This window comes from Nocardia otitidiscaviarum (assembly GCF_007362295.1).
Lineage (GTDB): Bacteria > Actinomycetota > Actinomycetes > Mycobacteriales > Mycobacteriaceae > Nocardia > Nocardia otitidiscaviarum.
This window is the reverse complement of the sequence record NZ_CP041695.1, coordinates 5,352,479-5,365,170: the sequence shown is the minus strand read 5'-3', so window position 1 is coordinate 5,365,170 and position 12,692 is coordinate 5,352,479. Positions and strand designations below refer to the sequence as shown.

The 12,692-nt window shown below is 68.4% G+C and carries 7 protein-coding genes; 1 reads left to right on the top strand and 6 read right to left on the bottom strand.

The window, feature by feature from the left end; translation table 11 throughout:
- Positions 1 to 36: 36 nt before the first annotated feature.
- From FOH10_RS24005 to FOH10_RS23980, 6 genes are all read right to left on the bottom strand, one after another.
- Positions 37 to 1,350, bottom strand: coding sequence for a lysine N(6)-hydroxylase/L-ornithine N(5)-oxygenase family protein (locus FOH10_RS24005; protein WP_143982426.1), 1,314 nt, complete (start codon positions 1,348 to 1,350; stop codon positions 37 to 39).
- A complete protein-coding gene (locus FOH10_RS24000; RefSeq protein ID WP_143982425.1) occupies positions 1,343 to 2,884 on the bottom strand; it encodes a pyridoxal phosphate-dependent decarboxylase family protein in 1,542 nt (513 codons plus the stop codon). The genes FOH10_RS24005 and FOH10_RS24000 overlap by 8 nt, the downstream gene beginning before the upstream one ends.
- A gap of 65 nt (positions 2,885 to 2,949) precedes the next feature.
- Entirely contained in the window at positions 2,950 to 4,398 is a 1,449-nt protein-coding gene (locus FOH10_RS23995; RefSeq protein ID WP_143982424.1) for a condensation domain-containing protein, read from the bottom strand.
- On the bottom strand, positions 4,395 to 6,749 hold the full coding sequence (locus tag FOH10_RS23990; protein WP_143982423.1) for a penicillin acylase family protein: 2,355 nt from the start codon (positions 6,747 to 6,749) through the stop codon (positions 4,395 to 4,397). Before FOH10_RS23990 ends, FOH10_RS23995 begins: the two co-directional genes overlap by 4 nt.
- Positions 6,746 to 8,578 (bottom strand): IucA/IucC family protein, encoded by a 1,833-nt coding sequence (locus tag FOH10_RS23985; RefSeq protein ID WP_143982422.1) that lies wholly within the window; start codon positions 8,576 to 8,578, stop codon positions 6,746 to 6,748. Before FOH10_RS23985 ends, FOH10_RS23990 begins: the two co-directional genes overlap by 4 nt.
- Before the next feature lie 12 nt (positions 8,579 to 8,590).
- Entirely contained in the window at positions 8,591 to 9,256 is a 666-nt protein-coding gene (locus tag FOH10_RS23980) for a GNAT family N-acetyltransferase (RefSeq protein ID WP_143982421.1), read from the bottom strand.
- Positions 9,257 to 9,780: 524 nt separating this feature from the next.
- Here FOH10_RS23980 and rph point away from each other — a divergent pair.
- Entirely contained in the window at positions 9,781 to 12,390 is a 2,610-nt protein-coding gene (gene rph, locus FOH10_RS23970; RefSeq protein WP_143982420.1) for a rifamycin-inactivating phosphotransferase, read from the top strand.
- Positions 12,391 to 12,692 lie beyond the last annotated feature (302 nt).

Here is a 12,692-nt window from a genome sequence, read left to right as displayed (position 1 = left end):
AACAGAAGAGAATGGGTAACCGGTGCGTGAGCGGCGCTATTCGAGGACTTCCTCGTCGCCGACACCGAAGCTGGTGAACGCCGTATTGCGCTGCAAGCGGTAGACCTCGCGGCCGAGGACCGAGTTGAGGATCTTGGCATTGCGCATCGCGCCGATGTCCAGGTTCGGCGCGGACACGCCCACCGCGTGCGCCTCGGCATTGGCGACGAACACCCGTCCCGCCAGCGCGGTGTCGGCGGCCACCGCGTGGTTGCCCTCGATCACCAGGCGGCCCTTGGTGTCTCGGTGCAGCCGGTCCGCGATCGGGTCCAGGAACGCCTGCGCGCGGGGCTGGTAGCCGGTGGCCGCGACGACCATATCGGCGGTGTGGGCCAGCAGCGCTCCGGTGTCGCGGTGGCGTCCGCGAATGCGCAGCCGCCCGTCGTCCAGGGTGTCGATGCCCTCCACCACGACACCGTTGCGCAGCCGCACCGGTTGCAGCTTCTCCTTGAGTTCGCGGCGGTAGAGCAGATCGTGCAGCCGGTCCAGGGTGTCGGTGGAGATGCCCTTGTGGAACTGCCAGTGTCCGGCGCGCACCCGGTCGCGGGTGTCCTCGGGCAGCCCGTGGAAGTACTCCATATAGGCGGGCGTGGTCATTTCCAGTGACAGCTTGGTGAAGTCCAGCGGCGCGAACCACGGTGTGCGCGTCCACCATTGCACCGCCGGGCCGCCGTCGAGGTTGGCCTCGAGCAGATCGACCACGATCTCCGCGCCGGACTGGCCGGAGCCGATCACCGTCACCGCGCCCGCGGCGTGCGCGTCATCGCGGTGGTGCAGGTAGTCGGCGCTGTGGATGAGCTTCGGCGAAGCGGTGGCCAGCGCGGCCGGGATGGCGGGCTCGGTGCCCACGCCCACCACGATGTGACCGGCGTGGATGGTCGAGGTGGTGCCGCCCGAGGTGACCGACACCTCGAACCGGTCGTGCGCGTCGTCCCAGTGCACCGCGTCGACGGTGGTGGAGAACCGCAGCGACGACAGCCGCCGCACCGCCCACAGCAGGTACGCCTCGTACTCGCGACGGGTGGGGAAGAAGTCCTCGCGCACCAGGAACGGGTACAGGCGGTCGACATCGGCCAGGTAGGCCAGGAACGACATGGGGTGGGTCGGGTCCACCAGCGATACCAGGTCCGACAGGAAGCTGACCTGGAGTTTGGCCTCCTCGAACATCATGCCGGGGTGCCAGTGGAACTCCTCGACGGAATCCACCACCAGCACCTCGACATCGTCGACCGTGGAGGCCATGGCGGCCAGGCCGATATTGAACGGACCCGCCCCGATGGCGAGGATGTCGACCGATTCGATGTCACTCATGGACCTTCACCATTTCGTCGTGTCCGCTGCGCAAGCCCTCGGACTCCACTTCCAATCCCACCCGCAGCAATTCGTCGAACAGATCGTCGATGTCCCGCGCGCTGGTCTCCGGATTCAGCAGGGTGAGCTTCACACAGGTGCGGGGCTCGCCGGCGCCGCCCACCCGCACCTGGGTGCGGCCGATGAGCGCGGTGCCGGAGCTGATCAGGCGGCGGCGCAGTTCGCCGTTCACCTGGTCCAGGTCCAGATCCTCACAGCGGTAACGGAATACGACCGTGGTCAGGGTCACCGGCGCGACCAGTTCCAGCAGCGGTTCGGCGGTGATGCGGGCTTCGGCGTAGCGGGCCAGGTCGTGGCAGGCGTCGAGCATCCGGCCCAGGCCGCTGCGGCCGTAGGCGAGGAAGGTCGCCGCCACCTTGAGCACATCCGGACGGCGCGTGGTCTGCAGCGTCTGGCCGAGCAGACCGCCGTATCCGGCCTCCACGTCGTCGTCCGGGTTGAGGTAGGCCACCGAGCGGTTCAGCGAGGCGAACCGGCGCTGATCCGACAGCAGCAGCACGCTGGCGGCGGCGGGCTGCCAGCCGACCTTGTGCAGATCGAGGGTCACCGAATCGGCGCGCTCGATACCGCCCAGCAGCGGAGCCAGCTTGTCGGAGAACAGCGAACCGAAACCGTAGGCGGCGTCGACGTGCATCCACACGCCGTGGCGCGCGGCGATATCGGCGATCTCGGGCAGCGGATCGATGGAGCCGAAGTCGGTGGTGCCCGCGGTGGCCACGATGGCGACCGGCGTATGGCTCTCGCGCAGTTCGGTCAGCGTCGCCTCCAGGGCCTCCGGAATCATCTGGTGGTCGGCGTCGACCGGGATCGGGATGGTCGCCGCCTCACCCAAACCCAGTGCGGCACAGGCGCGGTGAATGGAGAAGTGCGCCACCTGCGAGCACAGCACCACCGGTCGGGGCAGTGCGCTCACGCCGTTGTGGCGAATGTCGATGCCCTGCCGGGCCGCCCCGTAGTCGCGGGCGATGAGCAGCGCCAGCAGATTCGAGTACGACCCGCCCGGACCGAAGACGCCGCCCGCGTTCTCGCCGAATCCGGCCAGCTTCGCCAGTGCGCTGATGGTCCACTGCTCGATGCCCAGGGTGGCAGGGCCGGAGTCGTAGGTGTCCAGGGAGGCATTGGTGGCGCTGGCCAGCGCGTCGGCCACCACGGCCACGGTCAGCGGCGGCGGCTGCAGGTGCGCGGCGCACAGCTTGTGGGTGAGATCCAGTCCGTAGCGGGCGATCACATCGGCCAGCCGCGCGAGTGCGGCGGCCTCGCCCACGCCGTCGTCCGGAACCTGTTCCGCCCCCAGGGACGCCGCGACGGCATCCAGCATCTCCGCCGGTTGTCCGGACGGCAGCGGTGAGCCGTGGTGGCTCCGCTCGACCGCCGCGGCGAGTTGCGCCAGACCGCCGCCGACGGCGGTCCAGCCGTCGCCGGGTGAGGCGAACTTGGACGCTCTCCCCCAGGGGGACTCGAATTCAGGTGACACAGGTAGACCTCGTTACGTCAATGCGGGGGATGATTCGGAATGTCTGGTGCCGCAGGCGGGCTCGGCTATCCGGCCTCGGTTTCGCTTACCGCGCCGACCAATTCGGCCAGCGGGCGGTCCAAGGCCGCGGGGATGCGGGTGACCAGCGCCGTGGCGATGGCCGCCGCCCGATGGGCGCGGGCGGTGTCGACCACCTCCGGCTGGTGATCCACCTCCAGGTGGACGTCGTCACCGGCACCCAGTTCGAATGCGAGCGTCAGCGGGTAGTTGCCGATCCCGTGGAACACCGACGTGCAGTCGACCCGCGCACCGTCGGGGATCGGGATGCCGCGCAGCGGGGCGTTGCGCACCGAGGCCATGATCTCCGCCACCGGGAAGCGTCCGCCCGCCGCGCGCAGCGCGGTGAGCACGGCGCCGTAGTCGACGCCGGTGAACTCCATGGACCGGTAGACCACCGCGACGGCATCGCGCAGCGCCGCGCGCACGGTGGCGTTCGGGTCGAAGGCGAAGCGCATCGGGACGATATTGCCGCTGTAGCCGACGGCATCCGGGCTCTCGCCGTGGCGCCGGTTGTCGGCGGGGACGAGCAGCACGTGATCCGCGGCGTCGGTGAGGGCGTACACGGTGACCGCGCAGATCGCGATGAGCAACGCGTTCGAGGTCGATCCGACCTCGCGGGCGACACCCTCGAGCGCCGCCACGGCGGATCGCTCGACGGGCCGCTCGAACCGCACGCCCGCACTCTCGTCCATGGGCGACAGCCAGCTCTCCGCCGCGCTGACCGCGGGCAGTTCCCCGGACAGCGGGAAGCGAATCCCCTCGGCGGCCCAGGTCGACCGGGCGTGCCGCACCGCGCGATCCACCTCGTCGGCGGTCACCGGCGCGTTCGACCGGTTCGGCCGATCCGCCCGCGCGGGCCACGCGCCGGTGGTCAGCGTGCCCAGCAGCAGCGGCCAGGAGGTGTCGTCCACCGCCAGGTGATGCACGACCAGCACCAGCGTGACGCGCTCGTCGCCGCCGTAGATGCGTGCGCGCAGTGGTGGCTCGGCGGTGAGGTCGAAGGGCGTGCGCGTCAGAACCTCTGCGACGGCGGACATCTCGGCTCGTCGCCGTTCCGCTGCGCACCGCTCGGGAATCGTTCCCCACTCCCAGACCGCGCCCGGTTCGACCCAGCGTCCCTCGACCTCGGCCGGTACACGGCGCGGGACACCGTTCTCGGTGGCGACCACCGAGGACAGCACCGCGGCATTGCCGACCATGGTCTCGAAGGAGGCGATCACGCCGTCGAGGGTGTAGCCGCGCTCGAAGTCCAGGATCAGCCCGATGTTGTGGGACACCGAGGTCGGGTCGAGTTCGTAGATCTTCCACATGCGCCGCTCGGCGGTCCGCAGCGCGCCGTCCGGCAGGTCGGGGGCGGGTGTCGCGGCTGGGGCGGGGGAGCGGTCGGCGGCCACGCCCGCGGCGGCCAGGCGGCGGCGCAGCAGTTCGAGTCGCGCGTCGGTGAGGGTGGTCATAGGTCTCCCAAGCTCGAGGCGACGGCGGGGTCCGGTGTGCTCGGGCGTGCCGGACGGAAGCCGTCGGAGCCCGGCGTGCGGCTGAATTCCTCACGCTTGCTCGCTGTTTCGCGCAGCGTTGTCCAGTCGCTGACGATGTCGACCAGTTCGCCGCGCGCCCACAGCGGCGCTTGGTCCTCGAAGTGCGGCGAGCGTTTGTCGCCGCTCACGCCGAGCGGCACGATCCACCGGCTCGCGTCGCGGTCGTTCAGGTCCCACACGTAGCGGGCGGCGGAGCCGACGCTGCACGCGTGCGAGAAGCCGACGGCGCTGGCATTGGCGAAGACGCATTCGGCATCCCCGCCCAGCGGCAGCCGACTCGGCCGAATCCGTGCCGACAGTTCGGGATACCGCAGGCTCGCGCCGACCAGATCGAAGCCGTGGATGGGCGCGAACACGTGCATGCTGCCCCAGGTCGGAGTCTCCTCGGCCGCCTCGAGTCGAGCCGCGACCGCTTCGACGGATTCCCGGACCAGTCGGTCCACCTCCACCCCGAGCGTGGCCGCCCGATCCACCACGGCATCCAGTGCCGCCGCGACACGGGTGCCCACCACGAACCACGGATCGAAGGTGCGGCCGAAGGGATGGGGGGCACCCAGCCCCGCCAGCGCGGCATCGCCGGTGAGGGCGCGGACCAGGTGGGCGCGCACCTCCGCGTACACATACGCGTCGGTGCTGTCGGCGTGCATGGTGCGGTCCCAGTCCAGCAGCCGACGGCGCACCGCCTCGGCGCGCGGGCTCAGCCCGGTCAGCGGGCGCAGCACCCGCTGGACGACGTCGCCGGCGTCGACGGTGACATCGCGGTGGATGCGTTCGCAGTCCGCCGCCGCGACGGCCGCGGTCTCCGCGAGCAATGCGTCGATGCGGTCGGCCCGGAACGGAGCCGCGCATTCGGTGGTGATCGGTTGCAGCGGAGCTGTTTTCGCGATGCGCTGATTGGCGATGACCGAGTATTCGGACACCCGGGCGTCGAACGTCTCGTCCCGCACGGACGCGCCGGTGTAGCCGCGCCACCGGTAGCGCTCGTCCCAGCCCGGCACCGGCAGCCAGTAGTTCTCGGCGGCGCGTTCCGGCATGGCGCCCACCACGTGGTGGGTCAGGCTGCCGGAGGTATCGGCGATGACGATCCGGTTGACCGGTTCGGACCACTGCCGCAGTGCCTGTTCGACCTCGGGCACCGACGTGGCGAACAGCAGATCCAGTGCCGCGTCGAAGGTCGTCTCCGGATCGCACAGCATGGGGGTGCGCAGGCTCAGCGCGAACGCCTCGTCCGGGCCGCCGAAGATCACCGGGCCGTTGTCGGTGACGATGATCTCGACCCGCACCGGCTCGCCGCCGCGCACGCGGATCTCCTCGGTGTGCGTCTCGGCGAGCGTGGTGCCGTCGACGGATTCGGCGTACACGGCGGCGCCCGAGCGGGTCAGTTTCTCGACGTAGAGATCCTGGTAGTCGCCCATGGCATTGGTGATGCCCCAGGCCACCGTGCCGGAGTGGCTGAAGTGCGGCACCCCGGGCACGCCCGCGAAGGAGAAGCCCACTACGTCGAATTCCGGTGCCGCCAGATGGAACTGCTGGTAGATGCCGGGCAGCTCCAGGAAACGGTGCGGATCGCCCGCGATGAGCGGTGCGCCGGTGGCGGTGCGCGTCGCGGCCACGCCCCAGGCATTGCTGCCCGAGATGGCGTCGCCGAAGGAGGCTTCCGGAGCCGGACCGGCGGTGGCCGCGTCCGGTAGCCACCGCAGCAGATCGGCGACGAAGGCGCCGTCCGGCGTCGCGGGGACGCGATCGGTGGTGTCGTCGACACCCTCGCAGTCGAACAGCGCCAGCGCGTCCACGCCCAGCGCCCGGCACGCGTGCAGTCGCCAGAGCTTGGTGAGGAACCGGCCGAACAGCACGTTGTGGACGATGAACACCGAGATGGGCGTCCACGGCCGCCACGGCGCGGGGGTGTGGTCGAACTCGGTCAGCTCGATGGCGTCGGCCGTGTCCAGGGTGCTGTTCACACCGTCGGCGAAGGCCGCGACCAGTTCCCGGGTGCGCGGGGAGGATGCCTCGAAGATGCGCCGGGCCGCGGCGTCGAGGCGGGCGCGCCGGGCGAATTCGTCCCAGCCCACGCTGTCGCTGCCGAAGACCTCCGCGGTGCGGCCCTCGGCGCGCAGTCGCAGGAATTCCAGCTGCCAGGCGCGGTCGGTCCCGCAGGCGTGGCCCTGGCCGAAGAGCGCGCCCGCGGCCGAGGTCGCGGTGATGTGCGGAATGCCCCAGGCGTCCCGGATGATTTCCACATCCGGGTGGTTCGTGGGCTCGGTGGTCACGAAACCGCCACCTCCTCCTTGTGTTCCCGAGTCGTGTGTTCCCGAGTCGCGGACGGCTGGAATGCCGCGATCGGATTCACCAGTTCGTGCCGATCGTCGACGAGGGTCGAATAGGAATCGCCGAGATTGACCATCCGGCGGTTGTTGGTCAGCTGCAGCCGGTTCATATGGATCGCCTTGAAGGTCGGCGCGAACAGGTCCCAGGCGCGGAACCGGTCGTCCAGATCCGGGTGCAGTTCCTGGAATTGGGTCACGCTCTCGGCGACGACGGCCCAGAAGTCCCGATCCGGCAGCAGCCCGCTGGCATGGAATACGGCGGCGAGATGGCGCAGGAAATCGTCGAACACATCCGAGAGCACACCCATATTGCGGATGTCGTCGGTCGCCTCCGCCCGCGCCCGCTGGCAGGATTCGGGCAGGTCGTCCGGATCGCCGAAGACGGAGACCTCTTCGCCGATGTCCTTGAGCACGGCCCGCACCGGAATGCCGTTGTCGAGCACCAGGATCAGATTCTCCCCGTGCGGCGAGAACTTGAGCTCGTACTTGTAGAGCAGGTAGACGATCGGGTGCAGGTAGGAGCGCAGATAGCGGTGCAGCCAGTCCCGCACCGGAATGCCCGACTCGCGAACCACGGTCGCCACGAACGGATTTCCGTCGTGGTCGACGTGCAGCAGCGCGGCCATGGTGGCGAGCTGCTCCCCGTCGCGCACCAGCGGAATCGGGCTCTCCCGCCACAGCGCCGACAGCAGTTTGCGGTACTCCGAGCCGGGCTGGGTGATGGCCGTGTAGTTCGGGCTGCGGTAGCCGATGGCCGCGACCTCGTAGAGCATCTCGAAATCCAGCGATTTCAGGTACTCGTCATCGGTGACCAGCGCGCGCACCCAGTCGTTGATCGGCGGGGTATTACGCATGTAGTCCGCCGACATCCCGCGCGTGAATCCCATATTGACAATGGAGAGCGCGAGTTTGACGTAATGCCGGGTGGGGTGCGTGGTGTTGAACAGCGTCCGGATGGACTGCTGCGGCTGGTACAGATCCGGGCCCTCGCCCAGTTCCACGATGCGCTCTTCGGCGATGTCGACGGCGTAGACGCGCGCGACCTTCTCGACCCACTGCCACGGGTGCACCGGCATGTAGTAATAGGCCGCGGGTTCGAGCCCCCGCTCGGTGAGGACGCCGGCGAAGCGCGCGAGGGTCTCGGCACCCAGCTCGTCGCGGACCAGATCGGCGTAGTCGACCCCGGCCACCGCCGCGAACTCACAATTCTCCCGGCGCACGGCGACCCAGGTCAGCGGGAACCGCTGCCCGGATTCCGGGGCGTAGCGCTCGACATCGGCGGCGCTGAATCCGAGCCGACCGGCATTGGCCACGATGCATGGATGGCCCTCGGTCATGGTGCGCTCGATGGTCTGGAAGTCGGCGCGGGCCAGCTCCGCCACCGGAATGCGCCGAGCGTCAGCACGATTCGTACTGATCAGCAGCGTATTGGTGAACTCCTCCAGATATTCCGGCAGCGCCTCGGCGGGAATGCCGAGCGAGCCGCTGAGGTCGATGACGAGTTGGATCGCGTCGATGCGCAGTTCCTCACCCGCCCGCACGCGGCGCAGCGAGTTCTCGTCGATACTCCAGCTGTCCAGCGACAGGAGTTCGGCGCGGAAGAAATACTCGGTCCGCCCGTCGTCGGAGTGGACCACGAAGACGCCGGGGGACAATTCGACCGGATGCACGAAACGCTCGTGACAGAACTCGGAGAGGATTTTCTTCGCGATCCTGGTTTCGTACGTCTGCCAGTACGCGGATCGGCGGGCGGAGGCCACGGTGCTGTTCAAAACGCTACTTTCTCAGGGGTTCTCGAGCTGATCGGTCGCCAGGGAGCGCCCGCTGTCGGTCACTCGCAGGAAATCGGCGCGCGTGCAATAGCTCAGTCGTGCGATCTTGTCGGCGACCGGGAAGTCACCCACGACGCGGAACCCGACGGCGGCATTGAGGCGCTGCACATCCAGATTGCGGTGGTCCGGCTCGACCACGACCCGCTCGGCGCCGCAGTCGAAGAACGCCGTGCGCATGATGTGCAGCATCACGTTCCCGGTGAATCCGGCCAGTCGCCGTTCACTGCTGGAAACGAGCAGATGCATGCCGATATCGCCGGGCTCGTGTGCATACCCCGTGCCCGGCTTGGCGAGATCACTGGTCACCGGGTTGTAGAGCTCGAAGAGGAACTGCGGCTCGCCCTCGAAATACCCCATCCGCATACCGAAGCGGGGGTCGGGATCCGACTCGGCCTCCCGCAGTAGCCGTTCCACATCGGCCAGGCTGCTGTTCACCATCCCCCAGTACGCGGACTTGGGATGGTTGAGCCACCGGTGCGCGGTCTCGGTATCGCGTTCGATCTCGATCCGCCGCGACGTCAGCTCATAGCTCGGTACCGCTGAGCTGGGCGTATCGGACCGAGACGCCTCGGCTCGACCATCGACACCCGAACTCGCCTCGGGACGAGCAACCACCATGAGAACGCCTCTCGCAGATCCACTTTCGCGGGGTTAGCGTACCCTAATTAAGTTAGGGTAAGCTAACAAGCCCATCGGGTTCGGCTGCTCGCGACGTGAGAGCGATAGCGGCATGCTGTCAGCGGCGAACCTCTCGCCGGTGGCGAAGTCGTCGCCCGACGTGCGCCTCTCTCGTGTCATAGGAGTTTAGCCTCACCTAAATTAGGATAGGCTACTGTAAGATAGATCTCCTGGCGAGTGGCGCCTCGTGCCCACTCCTCGAGACGGGCACAGCGGCCCGCCGCGGCAGCGAGCCTGCCCGCGTCGCGGCGTAGGCCACCACGCGATACGCCCATCGATTGATGTCGAGCAGGAAATCGAATACCCCGCGCGGATAGCGTCCGCTGCACAGCAGCGCGATCGCGGTGATGAGAACCCCTTATCCCCCTTCTACTGTATATCCGATCGGCGTCGCTCATGACGAATCGAAATCTGGTCCATAATCGCTCGCTACATGCCGAAACCCCAGGTGAGGAGCAAGCCGAATGGCCTATGTGCTGGACTTCGCGGACATCGACCGGAGCCGGATCGCGGGTGTGGGCGGGAAGGGTGCGAACCTCGGGGAGTTGGCGAGGATCGACGGTGTTCGGGTGCCGGACGGCTTCTGTGTCACCACGGAGGCGTTCCGTCGGGTGCTGGCCAAGCTGCCCGCCGTCGAGGTTCAACTCGGCGAACTGACGGCCCTGGCTCCGGACGACCACACCCGCATCGCGGCGCTTAGCGCCGACATTCGCCGTGCGATCGAAGAATGCGTCATACCGGACGAGATCGCGACGGCGATCGCCGCCGCGTACGCCCGGCTGGGCGCGGATACCGCCTGTGCCGTGCGGTCCAGCGCGACCGCCGAGGACCTGCCGACCGCATCCTTCGCCGGTCAGCAGGACAGCTATCTGAATGTCACCGGCGTGCGGGCGATTCTCGAACACATCGGCCGGTGCTGGGCTTCCCTGTTCACCGAGCGGGCGGTTACTTACCGGCAGCGCAACGGCTTCGGCCACCGGGCGATCGATATGGCGGTGGTCGTCCAGCGGATGGTGTTCCCGCGGGCCGCGGGCATCATGGTCACCGCCGACCCGGTCACCTCGGACCGGAAGGTCGTCTCCATCGACGCCGGGTTCGGCCTCGGTGAGGCGCTGGTGTCCGGCTTGGTGAACGCCGACGTCTACCGGGTTCGCGACGACGCGATCACCGATCGGACCGTCGCCACCAAGAAGCTGACCGTCGAAGCGAACCCGGCGGGCGGCACGCAGATCCGGGAGCTCGAGCCGGAGCGACAGCACCGGCAGGTGCTGACCGACGCGCAGATCCTGCGGCTGGCACGGCTGGGCCGCGTCGTCGAGGCGCATTTCGGCTGCCCCCAGGACATCGAATGGTGTTTGGACGACACGGATTTCCGCATCGTCCAGAGTCGTCCGATCACCACCCTGTTCCCGGTCCCCGAGGCCGCCGACGACGACAACCACGTCTACCTCTCGGTCGGCCACCAGCAGATGATGACCGATGCGATGACACCGCTGGGATTGTCGGTGTGGCAGTTGACGAGCCCCGCGCCCATGCGGCACGCGGGTGGTCGACTGTTCGTCGACATCACCCGTGCCCTGTCGTCGCCGACCGCGCGGCAGGCACTGGTCGACGGTTTCAGCCAAGCCGATCCGCTCTCCGGCGACGCACTGCGCACCATCGTCGACCGCGGATTCATTCCCACGGTCCCGGACGCGACCCCCGCCGCCCCGGCGGCCGAGGCCGCCACGCCGATCGACGCCGACCCGGAACTGGTCGCCGAACTGATCGCCGCCAGCGAGCAGTCCCTCGCGGCGCTGAAGCAGGACATCGAGGCCGAAACAGGCACGGCCCTAATGGATTTCATCGCTGCCGATATCCAGGGCGAACTCCGGCGGGTCCTGTTCAACGCCCGCAGCCGACAGGCGATCATGGCCGGCATGGAGGCGGCGGGCTGGCTCAACGACCGGTTGCGGACCTGGCTGGGGGAGACGAACGCCGCCGACGTACTCACACAATCGGTGCCCGGCAATGTCACCGCCGAAATGGGCCTGGCCCTCCTGGATGTCGCCGACGCCATCCGGCCACACCAGGACGTGGTGGACTACCTGCGGCAGGTCGCCGATACCGGTGTCGACGGCCAGCGTTTCCTGGACGAGTTGGCGCAGCGTCCGGGCGGTGACGTGGCCCGCGCCGCGCTCGACGCGTTCCTCGACCGTTACGGCATGCGCTGCGTCGGCGAAATCGACATCACCCGCCCACGCTGGAGCGAACACCCCGCCGCCCTCGTCCCGACCCTCCTCGCCGATATCGCCAACTTCGCACCGGGCGCGGCCGAACAGCGCTTCGCGGACGGCCTGCGCGCCGCCGAACAGCACACCCGCGACATCCTGGAGCGACTGCGCGCACTGCCGGACGGAGAGTCGAAAGCCATTGAGACCCAGGCGATGATCGACCGCCTCCGCACTTTCACCGGCTACCGCGAGTACCCGAAGTACGCGATGGTCAGCCGCTACTTCGTCTACAAGCAGGCCCTCCTGCGCGAGGCCGCACACCTCGTCCGAACCGGAGTGCTAACCGACCCCGAGGACATCTATTATCTGCGATTCGACGAACTGCGCGAGGTGGTGCGCACCCAGCGCGCCGACCACGACCTCCTCCGCGACCGCAAAAACGCTTTCCGTACCCACCAAACCCTCACCCCACCCCGCGTGCTCACCTCGGACGGCGAAATGATCACAGGCACCTACCGCCGCACCGACCTCCCCCCGACCGCCCTCCCCGGCACGCCCGTATCCGCCGGCACCGTCGAAGGCCGAGCCCGCGTCATCTCCGACATAGCCGAAGCCGACCTCACCCCCGGCGACATCCTCATCACCGCCTACACCGACCCCAGCTGGACCCCACTGTTCGTAACCATCGCCGGCCTCGTCACCGAGGTAGGCGGCCTGATGACCCACGGCGCCGTCATCGCCCGCGAATACGGCCTCCCCGCCGTCGTCGGCGTGGAAAACGCCACCGAGCGCATCCGAGACGGGCAGCGCATTCGAGTGCACGGGTCGGAGGGGTACGTAGAGATCCTGCCAGAGCAGTAGATCAGCCGCGCGACCGGTGCCGATAGTCGCCGAGGTCAACGCGGCTCACCCGCGGCTAATCGGAAACTTCTCCAAGTGGTCGAGTAGCTGACCGAACAGTATCGAGATGATGATGAACGTACTGAACCAGCGCAGTGCCTGTTTCGTCGCCTGCCATGGCCAGCCCCCGCGCCACCCGGGCTGCGCTGGGCCCACTGTCGCCTCGACCCAGATCCCCCAACGCGCCACCGCCCAGGCGGCGACGAACATGAATGTGGGGACGTAGCCGAATGGGCTCTTGGGAGGGAGATTTCGCCATTCTC